Source organism: Pseudoalteromonas sp. P1-9 (genome assembly GCF_001399975.1).
Lineage (GTDB): Bacteria > Pseudomonadota > Gammaproteobacteria > Enterobacterales > Alteromonadaceae > Pseudoalteromonas.
The window spans coordinates 187,481-203,001 of the sequence record NZ_LKBD01000003.1 but is presented as its reverse complement, the minus strand read 5'-3'; the positions used below and the strand labels follow the sequence as shown (position 1 = coordinate 203,001).

Here is a 15,521-nt window from a genome sequence, read left to right as displayed (position 1 = left end):
TTAAATACCTCCCTGTATTTACCCGCTTCGCGGCGCCTTCGCGGTTCAAATTATTCCCGATAATGTGTCGAACCCTAGTCGAGGGCCTCACCCCCCTGACATAATGCGGGCATAAAAAAACGCCTGAGCATACACTCAAGCGTTTTCTTTAAATCATTATGGCGGAGAGGGAGGGATTCGAACCCTCGATAGGGGTTAACCTATACACGAGTTCCAGTCGTGCGCCTTCAGCCACTCAGCCACCTCTCCGCATTACACTGCCTTGCAATGTGTGGCGTATCTTATGCAAAGCCTTGATTGTAAGCAAGTACTTTTTAGAACACTGATTATGAGTGCCTAAAATTACAACACATTAAGTATTGTTTGTTGTTGCCAACTTTAACGAGGCAGAAAAGTCTAGCATGCGATTAAGCGAACGTAGCGCGCCTTCACGAAGCTCCATATCAACAAACACTTCTTTACCGCTTGCATCAAGTAATGCTTCTTCAATCGCTTTTAGGCCATTCATCGCCATCCAAGGACAGTGTGCACAGCTACGACATGTTGCACCTTCACCTTGAGTTGGTGCTTCAAAGAATTCTTTTTCAGGGCACAATTGCTGCATTTTATAAAAAATACCGCGATCCGTTGCCACGATGAACTTTTGGTTGTCCATCTCTTGCGCTGCTTTAATTAACTGGCTAGTTGACCCTACCGCATCAGCTAAATCAACAATTTCAGCAGGTGACTCAGGGTGCACTAATACTGCTGCATCAGGGTGCAGGGCTTTCATGTCTTTTAGCGCTTTAGTTTTGAATTCATCGTGAACGATACATGCGCCATTCCACATGATCATATCTGCGCCAGTTTGCTTTTGAATATACGAGCCTAGGTGTTTATCAGGGCCCCAAATAATCTTGTCGCCTTGCTCATCAAGGTGCTCAACAATTTCAAGTGCACAACTTGAGGTAACAATCCAATCTGCGCGTGCTTTAACTGCCGTTGAAGTATTTGCATACACCACCACTTTGCGATCTGGGTGCTGATCGCAAAACGCTGAGAACTCATCAATTGGGCAACCAACATCCAGTGAACACGTTGCTTCTAGCGTTGGCATTACCACTGTTTTTTCTGGCGTTAAGATTTTGGCTGTCTCGCCCATAAAGCGCACACCTGCAACCACAATAGTTTTTGCTGGGTGTTTACTACCAAAACGCGCCATTTCTAACGAGTCTGCGACACAACCACCTGTTTCTTCAGCCAGGGCTTGAATTTCAGGATCGGTATAATAGTGTGCCACTAATACTGCATCTTTCTCTTTTAGAAGTGATTTAATACGTTCTTTATACGCCTGCTTTTCATCGTTTGATAAAGGGGCTGGCTTGGGAGGAAAAATATAATCCTCAGGCATAATTTGTTCAGCTAAGCTCATATTCTCGACCGTGAACTGCTACAGGAAATTGGCGCGCATTATACTGAAAATGGCAACTGAATGACAGTTTTGTGATTGATAAAATAGCGCGATGGATATAATTAAGAAATATAAATAAGATATGAATGGTGGGTCATGATGGACTCGAACCATCGACCAATGGATTAAAAGTCCACTGCTCTACCAACTGAGCTAATGACCCGCTCATAGAATGCGTATTGCATATAGAAAGGTCTTTGAATGGTGGGTCATGATGGACTTGAACCATCGACCAATGGATTAAAAGTCCACTGCTCTACCAACTGAGCTAATGACCCGCTCAAAGAGAAGGCTTAGAAAATGGTGGGTCATGATGGACTCGAACCATCGACCAATGGATTAAAAGTCCACTGCTCTACCAACTGAGCTAATGACCCGCTCTAAGCAAGTGCATTTCGAATGGTGGGTCATGATGGACTCGAACCATCGACCAATGGATTAAAAGTCCACTGCTCTACCAACTGAGCTAATGACCCGCTCAATTCCCATAAGGGAAATACTCGAAGTGCAAAAATCTGAATGGTGGGTCATGATGGACTCGAACCATCGACCAATGGATTAAAAGTCCACTGCTCTACCAACTGAGCTAATGACCCAATCAGATTTTTTGCGCAGCGTTTTTGTCTTTCGTAACAAGCGGCTGCGGGCGCTTATAATACTTATTTAAAAAATGAGTGCAACCTAAAATTACGGTTTTTTTAAGTTTTATGACTCAGTTGGCTAATTTTATACCAACAAATTAAGATTAGCCTAAAAAGTGATAATGTTTTCACTTTTCGTTTACAAATAAGTGGTGTTGCGAGTCTTAATTAAGACTCGCTAATTTTTCAACCGCCAACTTCGCAGGGGTTGAATCAGGGTATTGTGCCACTAAATCATTTAAGATTTTTTTCGCACGTACTGTTTCACCTTCTTTTAAATAGGTGTTGGCAAGTTTAAGCATGGCATCTGAACGCTTATTTGAGTCAGGGAAACCATTCACTAAACTTTCAAAGTGCGTAAGTGCACCTTTGCTGTCATTTTTAATTGTCAGCAATTGCCCTAACCAATAGTGCGCATTAGGCACATAAACTGAATCAGGGTAGTTTGTTAAGAATGCTTTGAACTCAGGGATCGCATCATCATAGCGTTTATCTTGCATAATGAGTTGTACAGCGCGATCGTAAGCATCATTCTCAGACAAGTTGTTGCTCATTGTGCCAGAGCTAACATCTGAAGTTGTGTCTGCTACTTGTGTCGGTGCGCTATAACTCGATACACGCGTTTCAATTTCTTGATACAGCTCACGCTGACGTTGCAGCACTTTTTCCAATTGGTAGCCTTGCTCTTCGGTAACACCGCGTAGCTGACTTACTTCATCTTGTAATGATTCCAATTGCTGCTGCAATTGAAGAAATTGTACATTTCGATTTGCAACCATGCGTTCTAAAGTCTGCAAACGCGTTTCAAGTGCTGTCGATGACATACTTGAACTTGCGCCTACCTCAGAAACAGGAGCGGGAGCAGCCAGTAACTGACTGCTCCCGCTAAGAAACATGGTTGCCAAAATAACTTTCGGCTTAATCATATTATCTTCTATATTAGTATACTAAAACTGCGCGACGGTTTTTCGCGAAAGCATCTTCAGTACGTGTTTTAACCATTGGCTTTTCTTCACCGTAGCTAACTACTGAGATTTGGCTTTCTGCAACACCTAGGCTTTGTAGGTATTTAGATACAGCTTCACCACGACGCTCACCTAGTGCGATATTGTACTCAGGAGTACCGCGCTCATCAGCGTGACCTTCTACAAGTACTTTAACACTTGGGTTCTTAACTAAGAAATCAGCGTGCGCTTGAAGTAACTCAACGTAATCACTGCGAACTGTTGATTTATCAAAACCAAAGTAGATGATTTGCTCTTGACGAAGCGCTTCATATTTTTCTGCAAGAATTTCTTCTGGCGTCTTTTCTTTAGCAACAGTTTCAACTTGTACTGTTTCTTCTTGACTTTGGTTGCTTTGATTCGCAGATGTATCTTCTTCAACAGTTGAAGATGAGCTACAAGCAGCTAACGTCATTACAGGCACTGCAATGAGTAGGCTTTTTAGTAGTTTGTTAAGTTGCATTGAGTTGATTCCTTTTTTAAAAGTCTAACCTGTAATCTTTACAAAAATGGCGACCACGCGGGTGCCTTAACTTCACCTTCCGCTACCGGTAGGCGAGCTTTAAACCGTCCATCCATTGATACCAATGCAAGGACCTGTTTATTATTATGTAACGTACTATAGATAATCATTGAGCCATTTGGCGCAATGCTTGGTGATTCATCTAAGCGAGTACGTGTTAACACACTGAAGTCACCTGATTTTAATTCTTTTTTAGCAATATGGTATCGACCTAAGGTACGATTTACCATCACCAAGCTATTACCATCAGGCGTGATCGAACCCGCTAAATTCATATCACCGTCAAAAGTAAGTCTTCTTTTCTTACCAGTTGCTAAATTTACGCTATAAATCTGAGCATTACCAGCCCTTTCCGACGTAAATATGATTTCTTTACCGTTTGGATGCCAGCTTGGTTCAGTGTCGATACTTCTGTGTCTTGTAATGCGGCGTGCTTTCTTACTTTTCAAGTCCATAACGTAGATTTCAGTGGCACCGTTTTTGTCTTTCGACAGCACCATTGCTAGCTTGTTACCGTCCGGCGAAAATCGTGGCGCACCATTGATACCTTTGAAGGTTGTTAAGCGCTCGCGTTTGCCGGTGTAAATATCTTGAATATAAATCTGGCTCTGGCGATTTTCGAATGTTACGTACGCCAGTTTTGTGCCATCTGGTGACCACGTTGGCGACATTAACGGCTCTTTCGAACGTAATAGCGTTTGCTCGTTGTAACCGTCGTAATCTGCAATCACTAATTGATATGGACGATCTTCGTTTTCACGCACAATTACATACGCAATTTTAGTTAAAAACGCACCGCGCTCACCGGTAAGTGCTTCGTATACCACATCGCTAATACGGTGACCGTAACGGCGGAAACTATCACTGCCAATCACTGTTTGACGTGCATCTAGAATATGATCTTCCGAATTAACTAAGCGGCCTTTACTTAAAATCTTTGTATCGCCACCTGTGATTTGGCCGCGGATCACATCAATTAGTTGATAGCTCACTAAATAACGGTCGCCCATTTGTTCGGTAATGCTACCAACTAAAATAGCTTCAACACCTTCAGAAACCCATGCACTGTAATCTACTTCTAAATCCGTTGTTGGCTGCTGCGGCATATTAGTTGATGAAATTGGACTAAACTGCCCACTTCGACGTAAATCTGCTGTAATAACATCAGTGATTTCAGTTGGCGCGACACCCGTACCGTTATACTTAAATGGTACTATCCCTATTGGACGTGCTCTATCGATTCCTTCAGTAATTATAATTTCTAAAGCTGCGTGAGATAGAAAACTCACGCATAATAGAAAACCACCGATAATAGTTTTGTTAAATACTTTGAACATACTTCCTCTTAAAATTCGGGTTTGTAAGTTAAGTTAATATCGCGAAGTTTCGCTACAACATCTTTGTCTTTTGGAAATTCAAATTGTTCAGCTTTTCTAATTGCTCGTACCGTTGCATCACACAAACCTTTATGGCCACCTAAAACGTTAACGCTAGTAACTAGTCCATTAAAAGCTAACTTCATATTAACTTTACACTCTTTACCGCTCATCGTCGTTTTGTCACCGTAAAAATTATTCTTTATTTTACTAACGATTAACGCTTGATATTTTTCAACCTCTGTTAATATTTGTGCTTGTTTAGCACGACTGCGCGCTGCAGCTTCCGCGGCAAGTTGCTCTTGCATCATTTTTTCTGCTAATGCTTTTTGGCGCGCAGCTTCGGCATCGGCCTTACGTTTGGCTTCCGCTTTCTTCAGTCTTTCTTCTTCAGCTTTGCGTTTTTTCGCAAGCGCTTCGGCTTTTTTCTTCGCTTCTGCCGCTTTTTTCTGTTCAGCTTGCTGCTTTTTCTTCGCTGCTCGCGCTGCAGCTTCCGCTTTTTTCTTTTCTCTTTCTTTACGCACGCGCTCTTTTTCAAGCTTTGCGATACGTCTTGCTTCTTCTTCACGCTTCTTTTTAGCGTTTGCGGCACGACGTTCTAAGTCGCGAATGCGTTTTGCCTCAGCGGCTTTTTTGTCTGCTTCTTGCTTTTTTAGTTCGTTAATGCGCTTTTCTACGGCTTTATTATCAACCGACACGGCCTCAACGGCTTTTTGCTCTGGCTTAACGGGAGCGTTTAAGGTGACTTCCATTACTTGTGGCGTTGATGGCTTTAACCAGTTGCCAATAACAAGCGCGACAATAATGCCAATATGCAAAGCTGATGATTTTACCAGGGCAGATTTAAAGTCGTTTTTCATAATTACTGCTCAAAAGACTCCGTCATCAATCCCACTGACGGTACGCCCGCTTTTTTAAGAAAATCCATTAGTAGTAACACTTCTTGATAAGTTACCTTACCATCGCCTTTTAACATTACTGGGGTTTTTGGGTCTTTATCTAACGCCAATTTAACTTGGGCAGCAATATCAACCGCTTCCATTGGCGCTTCTGGATCAATACCAATGCTGGCATAGTAATTACCATCAGCATCGATTGATACCACAATTGGCGGGGTTTCCGTGGCTTCAACAAGCTCCGACTGTTCCATCTGTGGTAAATCAACTTTAACACCATGGGTTATCACAGCCGCTGTCGCCATAAAAATAATAAGCAAAACCAACATAACGTCTATATAAGGTACTACGTTGATTTCGGCGACCGGACGACGTTTTTTACGTTGGTACATTAGTTTGCTTCCACTTTTGCCACAGCTTGGCGATGAAGAATATTAGAAAACTCTTCCATAAAGTTGCCGTAAGACGACTCTACTTTTTCTACTGTGTGTGAAAAACGGTTAAACGCGATAACAGCAGGAATTGCAGCAAATAAACCCATTGCAGTTGCAATCAACGCTTCTGCGATACCAGGCGCAACCATCTGTAATGTTGCCTGTTTTACTGAGCCAAGTGCGATAAATGCGGTCATAATCCCCCAAACCGTGCCAAACAGACCAATATATGGGCTAATTGAACCGACCGTTGCAAGGAATGATAGGCTTGATTCTAATTTTTCCACTTCACGAGATAGCGTTACGCGCATTGCTCGGTGTGTGCCATCTAAAATAGAACCTGGTGATGCATGATTGTTTTTTGCAAGGCGTGCGTATTCTTTAAAACCAGCAGTGAACATTGCCTCTAAGCCATCAAGCTCATTACGGGCAGACAGTTCCGCATACAGTTTACTTAAATCGACACCCGACCAAAATTTGTCTTCAAACTTTTTAGCATTCGTTTTTGCCGCTGTTAGCGCTTTTCGACGTTGAATGATCATAGCCCAAGAAAAAATAGACATTAATACCAAAGTCAACATCACAAGTTGCACCAAAAAGCTCGCTTTAAATATTAAGTCAATAATTGAAATTTCGGTGGCCACTGCTCACTCCTGAAATGATTGATAGTCAAGGGTTAGTTCGTTTAGTGCTTGGAAAGTTCCCTTGTTAGTATGAGATTTAGTTTAACCATACTAATACCTGCATACAATGGCTAGGCAGTAAGAATCACGTCAACTGAACAAAAAAAACACACAAATTAACTTTATGATACTAAATGATGATTTTATAACGCACTAAACATTCAAAAACATAACGTTTATTCACTAAATATGAATAAATACTCAAAACCTGAAATATAAAAATCAACAAAACAATAAAACTTATAGAATGAATTTTGCACTTTAATTATTTTCCCTTTAAATACAAGGGTGTAATTTTTAACATTTAATTAACTGGTGGTTATATGCACAACAAAAAACATCATCGCATTAGTTTTTTTTATATCAAAAAATAATTTTTCTAGTTTGATGAAAAGCACGCTAATCCGTAATATAGCACCTGTAAACACGAGGACATGCACACATACTGTGCTAACCCTAGTTTCATATACACAGTGATTACTGATTTGTCATTGTGTAGCATTTTTTTAAATGCGTTCCCTGGATTACTTCCTTCAACTTGTTGTTTGCCCGCTCCCTAGCGGGCTTTTTTTTGCCTAAAATTTAGAAAGACCCCTATTACCCCTGCTGTAAATACGCTCCGATATAGATAACGAATCGACTTCTAACCGATATTTTTGCTGACTACTATCTTTAATTGATTGGCAATAGGCAGCTCTTGACGAGAAAGACCCTTTTAGAAGCATTACCTGTTACTTATCAAAAAGTAATTGCTAGACCTACTAAACTAGAATATCTACTATAGATTTACGTGCTTTTACTATCTTTATAAAAAGCAAAAGTTAAATGACAAAAAAGGCCGCTAAGCGACCTTTTTTAATTATTTAACTCAAACTAGCGTTATTTGTATTACGCGTCTTTTATTGGAAAGCCAAAATGTTTATAGGCAAACTCTTGGGCAATACGCCCTCTTGGCGTACGCTGAATAAACCCTTGCTGTATCAAATAGGGCTCAATAACATCTTCGATTGTTTCGCGCTCTTCTCCTATTGCCGCAGCAATATTGTCAAGACCAACAGGGCCGCCCATAAACTTCTCTATAAGACACAATAAATATTTGCGGTCCATATAATCAAAACCACTTTTATCAACATCTACCATATCAAGTGCGCTGCCTGCGACTTCAGCTGTAACGACACCATCAGCTTTAACTTCAGCATAATCCCGAACACGGCGTAATAATCGGTTGGCAATACGCGGGGTGCCACGGGCACGACGTGCCACTTCAACCGCCCCTTCGTCTTCCATTTCAAGGGATAAGAAATCCGCAGAACGACTAACGATGTGTGATAAATCTTCAACTGAATAAAACTCTAAACGCTGAACAATACCAAAACGATCTCTAAGTGGCGAAGTAAGAGAACCTGCACGGGTTGTTGCACCCACTAATGTAAACGGTGGTAAGTCTAATTTAATAGAACGTGCAGCCGGCCCTTCACCTATCATAATATCAAGCTGGTAGTCTTCCATTGCCGGATAAAGAATTTCTTCAACATGCGGGCTTAAACGGTGTATTTCATCAATGAAAAGCACATCGTTTTCTTCTAAATTGGTTAGCATTGCCGCAAGATCGCCGGCTTTTTCAAGTACTGGGCCTGACGTTGTTTTAATATTCACGTTCAGCTCGTTAGCAACAATATTCGCTAGCGTAGTTTTACCCAAACCCGGTGGGCCAAAAATAAGCAAGTGGTCAAGTGCTTCTTCACGAGAGCGCGCCGCTTCAATAAAAATTTCCATCTGCTCCTTTACATGGGGTTGACCACGGTAATCAGACAACAGCTTTGGACGTATCGCTCTATCAATAACATCCTCATTTCCTTTTTTCTCGGGCTCTATTAATCTATCTGCTTCAATCATCTTACATCATTGCCTTTAGCGCTTCTTTAATTAGCGCTTCGCTTGATAAGCCACTGCCTTTAATTGCTTTAACGGCTTTTTCTGCTTGATTTGCTTTATAACCGAGTGCCATTAACGCTGCTATCGCATCATCTTGTGCACACCCTTTAACGGTTGGATCTTCTTGCATTTCCAATATTGCACCATCGGTATAAGGAGTAAAGAGATCCATACCCCAATCTTTCAGCCTGTCTTTCATTTCAAGCACTAAACGCTCAGCGGTCTTTTTACCAACACCCGGCAATTTAACCAAGCTTGTTGCATCTTCATTATGTACACAGGCAACAAATTGCTCGGCAGACATGCCCGATAAAATTGCCAAACCTAACTTAGGCCCTACACCATTGGCTTTTAATAATTCACGAAATAGTGCACGTTCCGTTTTATTGTTAAAACCAAACAATAATTGTGCATCTTCTCTCACCACAAAATGGGTGTAAACAACCGCTTCTTCACCTTCTTTCGGCAAGTTGTAAAAGCAGGTCATTGGCATATTCACTTCATAGCCAACACCACTCACTTCAATTAAGATTTCCGGTGGCTGTTTTTCTACTAATGTTCCGCGTAATCGCCCTATCATCGTCTTAATCGTCCTCTTACTGTTTTACTCGCTTGCCCTGAAAGCTTGATTAAATGTTGTTGTGAATGGCCATGGCAAATGGCGATTGCCAACGCATCGGCGGCATCTGCTTGTGGTGTACCAGGCAATTTTAAAAAGCTCTTTACCATATGTTGTACTTGCGATTTATCAGCACCACCGGTGCCAACAACTGCCTGCTTAACTTGCCTTGCGGAATATTCAAATACCTCAAGTGACTGAAGCGAAGCCGCCACCATTGCAGCGCCACGGGCTTGGCCAAGTTTTAATGCAGAATCGGGATTTCGCGCCATAAATACTTGTTCAATCGCAAAGCTATCTGGCTGATATTGTTCAATTAGCTGCGTAACACCTTGAAAAATTATTTTAAGGCGCTCGGCCATTGGCTTTTCGCCCATTTTAATAAAGCCGCTACCCAAGTATTCAAACTTCATACCTTGCTGTTTAATTAAACCATAGCCCGTAAAGCGAGAGCCAGGGTCGATGCCAAGTATTATTGCCAATGCACACCTTTTGCGATGTTTTCTTGTGATAACTAATAATGACCAATAACTGTATGGATTACCAGTAATAGTTTTTAAACTACGCACAGTTGCACAAAATTTAACTTATTTTGCGCTATATGCTTTGCGCCAAAGCCACTCTATTGGCCCTGACTTAAAAAGTTTTAAATAGAAAAACGCAAATACCAGCTGAAAAACTGAGAACATTAAACACAAGTAGATATAGTCTAAACGCGTTGCGCTATGCACAAATTCAGGTAAAAAATAGCGAAAGAAGAGCGCAAAGACAATTGATTGTAAAATATAAAGCGTAAATGCCATACGTCCCGCAGGCGCAAAAATACTGTTTAATACGGTAAGCTTTTCATTTAACTTAATAAAAACATGGCAATACATTAACGCGCACACTAGTCCTGAAAATGTGGCAATGGACATGGTGAGTTCAACCAAGTGAACGTAATTAACACGCAGCAGCGCGTCGATACTCGATATGGTTATCACCACCAATAAAGATGCAAGCAATTGCTTTGTTGATAAACCCGTATTGAAAAAATCGGCGCGATATAAATAAATACCAAACAATACAATGCCTGCGGTAATCCAAATAAAACACACCCAGCTAAACACAAACATAATAATGGTAAACACAATTTGCTGAATTAATTGCTCGCCATAACCTGATTGCCAGGTGTTAATAATTTCGAAGTACTCATCGCTATCGCGGTAGATGGGTTCGCTTGGGATTAACGCAAACAGCAATATTAATGAAAAGCCTATAGCAAAATACGTTTTTGCTTTTTTTAAGAGCACTTCTTGGCTACTGCCGATTTCGCGATAAACTATCAACCCCGCTAGTGCGTAGTTAACCAAAATATCGCCAGAAAAAATAAACACGCTATGGATAAAGCCAAAAATAAGAAGCCAATTTAAACGCGACTTCAATAGCGTAAAGGCATCGTCTTGACCATGCTTATCATACAAAATAGCTAAGCCTACACCGAACAGTAAACAAAATAAGGCCCTAAAACGACCATCAATAAAAAAGGCATTTATCACCTCAATCACATTATCGCTAAGCGGTGCGACTTGAAGCGGCACGTAACCTAATTCAAAAACGCTATGATAGTAAATATTCATAAACAGAATACCCAACACAGCAAAACCTCTCATTACATCTAGCGTTTTAATACGTGGCATACATACAACCTACATTCGAGAAAACTAAAAACGCAGCCATAATGTGCTTCAAGTAACTGTTGGTAAAGTATTAAATGATAAACGGCGAGATTAAATGATAACAATCACACGCTCATAGCTTTTGGTATCGGAACAATATAATACGCAGTGATGTACTCACTTCCCATATTTCCAATGGAGCGATGGCAACACCCTATGTTACCTGAACGCGGGTTAACAAATTTATTCGCCATTTGAACGTTGGTATTTTATGGGTGCTAGCTGATAGTTTTGCTGAGTACACAGCAAGCTTGAGTGTCCAAACCAACCTCATCGTTCTCCCTTGATAAAGCGATTTATTCGCTCGGTTTAATTATTAGAGCAAGATTTAAAGCCGCTAATATGACATTTTTGTGGCAAGAATTAAAAACTGATCCTAGCATTATTGATAGTTAAATATCGTACTAAATTACGAGCAATTCTACTGATGAATAAGGAGTGTTCATGTCTATCAAACGATCATTTTTGTCACTATCGGCGCTAATTATTTTAGCGATGGCAGTAATGGCGAGTCTTATTTGGTATTCAACAAATCAAATGGCAGAACTCGGAAGCGAACTGGCGCTAAGTAAAGAGTTGAGCAACAACATGCTGATGCTCAGACGTCATGAAAAAGACTTTTTACTGCGTAAAAACGAAAAGTATGTTGATAAGTTTAATCAGCGCATTGTGTTGATTAAGCAAAACATTCATGCATTACACAACGCGCTCGATACCATTCCATCGTTAAAGCTACAACTTAGCGATACTCATGATTTAATCGAGCAATACGAAACTCAGTTTCTTACCTTAGTGGCACTCGACAAGCGCATTGGCTTATCAAAAGATCAAGGATTGCGACAGGCATTCAATTTAGCCGAAACACAATTAAAAGAAGCGGTGCTAACAACTGGCGACACCAATGCAATAAGCTCTATGGTGCGGCTCGTACTACTTGAAAACGACTTTCAATCATCGCTGGATATTGCAGCCAAAAATCAAGCGCAAGAAAAACTAAGCACAGTAAAAACCTATCTCACTACTTATGACACCGTAAGCGCCACAGCCACCCTTGCAAACTTCGAAAATGCCGCAGCAAACCTTGCTGATGCATTAAAACAACGAGGTTTATCAGAAGAAGAAGGATTACGCGGTGCATTACGAGGCAGCATTCACCAAGTAGAATCCACGCTCAGCCAATTAACAGCGGGCATTAACGCTGAAATTTCCAACACATTGCAAGTCAGTAAAAAGCAAGGCGCAATGGTGTCTGGACTTATCACAGTGGTTATTTCAATTATTTTATTGTGGCAAACTTATCGCATTATTCATCGCCTACACAGTGCCAATGAAAAAATGGCAGATATTAGCCACGGCAATGGCGATTTAACCCAACACATTGAACTAGACGGTGAAGATGAATTGTCAGAGTTTACCGACAGCATTAACGAGTTTATTGATACCACAGCAGAAATAGTACGTGAAATTAAGCATAAAGGTGAAGCCGTTGAAAAAGGCGCCCACCACTCTGCCGAGTTAAGTTTACGTTCGCAAACCGCAATTGAAGATCAAAAAAATAATACGCTCGCAGTCAAACAAGCGGTGTCAGAACTGGTTAAAGCCGTTGAGCTCATTGCCCAAAGCAGTGTTGACGTAGAGGCAAGTGTAGAGCAAGCGGAACAAGATATGCGTGAAGGCACTGATGTAATGAGCCAAACACACACCAATATGGGATTGTTAAAGTCACAAGTAGAGTCCACCAGCGAGATTATGAGTGAATTAACCCTATCAAGTCGTGAAATTGAAGGGGTAACGAGCGTGATAAGTGATATCACTGAGCAAACCAACTTGCTTGCACTTAATGCCGCAATTGAAGCTGCACGTGCCGGCGAAACAGGCCGAGGATTTGCCGTTGTTGCCGATGAAGTGAGAACGCTTGCCAAACGCACACAGCAATCAACAGTAGAAATCGGAAAAATGATTAAAACATTGCAAGATCTAGTGGTTCGTTCTGAACAGGCAATGGAACAAAGTTTAAGTCTCACCAGTGAAATGAACGACTCTCTTGATACTGCGAGAGAAAGTATGGATCGCAATAAACAATCGCTCGATGCCATTCGGGATCGCGTTATTCAAATTGCAGGTGCCACACAAGAACAAATGTACACAGTGAAGGAAGTAGAAAGTGCAACCGAAAATATCTCTGTTTCGGCTGAGCAATTGTTTTTTGATTCATGCGAAAACAGTCAAAATTGTCATGCACTTGAAACCGATGCGCAAAATATGAAGCAAGATGTCGCGCGTTTCACCGTTTAGTTTCCCTTTGCAAGCAAACAAAAAAGGCGCACGTTAACGTGCGCCTTTTTTTAGATTTGGTAACGATTATTCGTCAGCCGCCTCTACCACAGATACACCTAGTTCAACCAGTGCATCTGGGTTTGCAACGCTTGGTGCATTTGTTAATAAACATGATGCTTGCGTTGTTTTCGGGAACGCAATTACGTCACGGATATTTTCAGTGCCACATAGCAACATGACTAAACGGTCTAAACCAAATGCTAAACCTGCATGTGGTGGTGTACCGTACTTAAGTGCATCAAGTAAGAAACCAAACTTGTCTTCTTGTTCTTGCGCTTCAATGCCTAAGATACGGAATGCCGCTTGTTGCATATCATTGTTATGAATACGAACAGAACCACCACCTACTTCGTAGCCATTAAGTACCATATCGTACGCGTCTGAAATCGCTGCTGCTGGGTTTGCTTCTAGTTCAGCCGCAGAAACGTCTTTTGGTGCAGTAAATGGGTGGTGAACCGCGTGCAATGTGCCTTCATCGTCTTCTTCAAACATTGGGAAATCAACAACCCAAAGTGGTGCCCACTTTGTTAGGTCAGTAATTTCAAGATCTAAACCAATTTTCAAACGAAGCGCGCCCATTGCTTCGTTAACAACATTGCGCTTGTCGGCACCAAATAAAATGATGTCGCCTGTTTGCGCATTAGTGCGCTCAAGTAATTGGCTGATCACCTCTTCGCTTAAGAATTTAGCAATTGGTGATTGTACGCCTTCAACGCCAGCTGCAAGGTCGTTCACCTTCATCCAAGCTAAGCCTTTCGCGCCGTAAATGCCGATGAACTTAGTGTATTCATCAATTTGCTTACGTGAAAGTGATGCACCACCTGGTACAGTAAGTACCGCTACGCGACCTTTTTCATCGTTAGCAGGACCTGAGAAAACTTTAAACTCAACGTCTTTAACTAAATCCGCAACATCAACTAATTCCATTGGGTTACGTAGATCTGGCTTATCTGAACCAAAACGGCGCATTGCATCTGCGTACGACATAGCTGGGAATGTACCAAGGTCAACGTTTAGTAGCTCTTGCCACATATCTTTTATCAGATTTTCAGTCATTGCGCGCACTTCGTCAGAGCTCATAAATGACGTTTCTAAATCGATTTGAGTGAATTCAGGCTGACGGTCAGCACGTAAGTCTTCATCGCGGAAACACTTAACAATTTGATAGTAACGGTCAAAACCCGACATCATTAATAACTGTTTGAAAAGCTGTGGCGACTGAGGCAATGCGTAAAAACTACCGTTGTGTACGCGGCTTGGCACTAAATAGTCACGAGCACCTTCAGGAGTCGCTTTAGTAAGTACTGGTGTTTCAATATCTAAGAAACCGTTATCGTCTAAGAAACGACGAACAAATGATGACGCTTTAGCACGTAACTTAATGCGCTCACTCATTTCGATACGACGAAGATCTAAATAGCGATACTTCAAACGCATTTCTTCAGAGTTTTGCTGATTAAAATCAAGTGGTAGAGGTTCAGAACGGTTAATGATCTCTAACCCTTTACCTAAAATTTCTACTTCACCTGTCGCCATATCTTTGTTGATTTGGCTTTCTGGGCGAGCACGTACAACACCCGTTACTTTTACACAAAACTCGTTACGTAATTGGTTAGCGGTATCCATTAAGCCTTCAACGTCTGGATCAAATACCACTTGCACTAACCCTTCGCGGTCGCGTAAGTCGATAAAGATTAAGCCACCTAGGTCACGGCGTTTATTGATCCAACCACACAGTTCGACCGTTTGTTCTACGTTTGATTTATTTACTTGTCCGCAATATATAGAGCGCATATCTATCCTGTCCGTAAAAGACTTATCAATTTTTCGAACACATAATCGGCTCGAAATTAGTCATCACTAAAAAATAAACGCCAATTATACTTAAGCGCTTTAAAATTGCGA

The 15,521-nt window shown here is 41.3% G+C and carries 13 protein-coding genes and 6 tRNA genes; 1 reads left to right on the top strand and 18 read right to left on the bottom strand.

Translation table 11 applies throughout. The annotated features are described in order from the left end of the window. Window positions 1-159: 159 nt before the first annotated feature. From AN214_RS03505 to AN214_RS03425, 17 genes are all read right to left on the bottom strand, one after another. Window positions 160-249: transfer RNA gene (locus tag AN214_RS03505), tRNA-Ser, on the bottom strand. 103 nt (window positions 250-352) lie between these two features. Continuing rightward, window positions 353-1,411: a quinolinate synthase NadA gene (gene nadA, locus AN214_RS03500; protein ID WP_010560434.1), complete on the bottom strand. Its 1,059-nt coding sequence runs from the start codon at window positions 1,409-1,411 to the stop codon at window positions 353-355. A gap of 126 nt (window positions 1,412-1,537) precedes the next feature. Continuing rightward, window positions 1,538-1,613, bottom strand: a tRNA-Lys gene (locus tag AN214_RS03495). A 39-nt stretch (window positions 1,614-1,652) separates the two neighbouring features. Beyond that, window positions 1,653-1,728 (bottom strand) — tRNA-Lys (locus AN214_RS03490). Window positions 1,729-1,751: 23 nt separating this feature from the next. Continuing rightward, window positions 1,752-1,827: transfer RNA gene (locus AN214_RS03485), tRNA-Lys, on the bottom strand. 23 nt (window positions 1,828-1,850) lie between these two features. Continuing rightward, window positions 1,851-1,926: transfer RNA gene (locus AN214_RS03480), tRNA-Lys, on the bottom strand. A gap of 44 nt (window positions 1,927-1,970) precedes the next feature. Beyond that, window positions 1,971-2,046 (bottom strand) — tRNA-Lys (locus AN214_RS03475). A 209-nt stretch (window positions 2,047-2,255) separates the two neighbouring features. After that, complete coding sequence (gene ybgF, locus AN214_RS03470; protein WP_054978471.1) at window positions 2,256-3,014, bottom strand: tol-pal system protein YbgF; 759 nt, start codon at window positions 3,012-3,014, stop codon at window positions 2,256-2,258. Between the two features lie 16 nt (window positions 3,015-3,030). Further along, complete coding sequence (gene pal / locus AN214_RS03465) at window positions 3,031-3,558, bottom strand: peptidoglycan-associated lipoprotein Pal (RefSeq protein WP_054978433.1); 528 nt, start codon at window positions 3,556-3,558, stop codon at window positions 3,031-3,033. A 38-nt stretch (window positions 3,559-3,596) separates the two neighbouring features. After that, window positions 3,597-4,955, bottom strand: a complete 1,359-nt coding sequence (gene tolB / locus AN214_RS03460; protein ID WP_054978432.1) for a Tol-Pal system beta propeller repeat protein TolB — start codon at window positions 4,953-4,955, stop codon at window positions 3,597-3,599. A gap of 8 nt (window positions 4,956-4,963) precedes the next feature. Continuing rightward, window positions 4,964-5,854: a cell envelope integrity protein TolA gene (gene tolA / locus AN214_RS03455; protein ID WP_054978431.1), complete on the bottom strand. Its 891-nt coding sequence runs from the start codon at window positions 5,852-5,854 to the stop codon at window positions 4,964-4,966. Between the two features lie 2 nt (window positions 5,855-5,856). Beyond that, the gene (gene tolR, locus AN214_RS03450) at window positions 5,857-6,282 is read right to left on the bottom strand and encodes a protein TolR (protein ID WP_010560439.1); all 426 of its coding nucleotides are present in this window, start codon (window positions 6,280-6,282) and stop codon (window positions 5,857-5,859) included. Then, window positions 6,282-6,968 carry a protein TolQ gene (gene tolQ, locus AN214_RS03445; RefSeq protein ID WP_054978430.1) on the bottom strand — a complete coding sequence of 229 codons (687 nt, stop codon included), beginning with the start codon at window positions 6,966-6,968 and terminating at the stop codon, window positions 6,282-6,284. The genes tolR and tolQ overlap by 1 nt, the downstream gene beginning before the upstream one ends. 927 nt (window positions 6,969-7,895) lie before the next feature. Further along, on the bottom strand, window positions 7,896-8,903 hold the full coding sequence (gene ruvB / locus AN214_RS03440) for a Holliday junction branch migration DNA helicase RuvB (protein WP_010560441.1): 1,008 nt from the start codon (window positions 8,901-8,903) through the stop codon (window positions 7,896-7,898). Window position 8,904: 1 nt separating this feature from the next. After that, complete coding sequence (ruvA, locus tag AN214_RS03435) at window positions 8,905-9,522, bottom strand: Holliday junction branch migration protein RuvA (RefSeq protein ID WP_010560442.1); 618 nt, start codon at window positions 9,520-9,522, stop codon at window positions 8,905-8,907. After that, a complete protein-coding gene (gene ruvC / locus AN214_RS03430) occupies window positions 9,519-10,043 on the bottom strand; it encodes a crossover junction endodeoxyribonuclease RuvC (RefSeq protein WP_054978470.1) in 525 nt (174 codons plus the stop codon). Before ruvC ends, ruvA begins: the two co-directional genes overlap by 4 nt. A gap of 105 nt (window positions 10,044-10,148) precedes the next feature. Continuing rightward, on the bottom strand, window positions 10,149-11,240 hold the full coding sequence (locus AN214_RS03425) for a DUF418 domain-containing protein (RefSeq protein WP_054978429.1): 1,092 nt from the start codon (window positions 11,238-11,240) through the stop codon (window positions 10,149-10,151). Between the two features lie 483 nt (window positions 11,241-11,723). Here AN214_RS03425 and AN214_RS03420 point away from each other — a divergent pair, with 483 nt between their 5' ends. Next, window positions 11,724-13,574, top strand: coding sequence for a methyl-accepting chemotaxis protein (locus AN214_RS03420; protein WP_054978428.1), 1,851 nt, complete (start codon window positions 11,724-11,726; stop codon window positions 13,572-13,574). Window positions 13,575-13,640: 66 nt separating this feature from the next. Here the strand turns inward: AN214_RS03420 and aspS are convergent, their stop codons facing one another. Then, complete coding sequence (aspS, locus tag AN214_RS03415; RefSeq protein WP_054978427.1) at window positions 13,641-15,410, bottom strand: aspartate--tRNA ligase; 1,770 nt, start codon at window positions 15,408-15,410, stop codon at window positions 13,641-13,643. Window positions 15,411-15,521 lie beyond the last annotated feature (111 nt).

Coding starts and splice junctions, on each gene's coding strand:
- nadA (WP_010560434.1), bottom strand. CDS start 1,411: ATGAGCTTAGCTGAACAAATTATGCCTGAGGATTATATTTTTCCTCCC.
- pal (WP_054978433.1), bottom strand. CDS start 3,558: ATGCAACTTAACAAACTACTAAAAAGCCTACTCATTGCAGTGCCTGTA.
- tolB (WP_054978432.1), bottom strand. CDS start 4,955: ATGTTCAAAGTATTTAACAAAACTATTATCGGTGGTTTTCTATTATGC.
- tolA (WP_054978431.1), bottom strand. CDS start 5,854: ATGAAAAACGACTTTAAATCTGCCCTGGTAAAATCATCAGCTTTGCAT.
- tolR (WP_010560439.1), bottom strand. CDS start 6,282: ATGTACCAACGTAAAAAACGTCGTCCGGTCGCCGAAATCAACGTAGTA.
- ruvB (WP_010560441.1), bottom strand. CDS start 8,903: ATGATTGAAGCAGATAGATTAATAGAGCCCGAGAAAAAAGGAAATGAG.
- ruvA (WP_010560442.1), bottom strand. CDS start 9,522: ATGATAGGGCGATTACGCGGAACATTAGTAGAAAAACAGCCACCGGAA.
- AN214_RS03425 (WP_054978429.1), bottom strand. CDS start 11,240: ATGCCACGTATTAAAACGCTAGATGTAATGAGAGGTTTTGCTGTGTTG.
- AN214_RS03420 (WP_054978428.1), top strand. CDS start 11,724: ATGTCTATCAAACGATCATTTTTGTCACTATCGGCGCTAATTATTTTA.
- aspS (WP_054978427.1), bottom strand. CDS start 15,410: ATGCGCTCTATATATTGCGGACAAGTAAATAAATCAAACGTAGAACAA.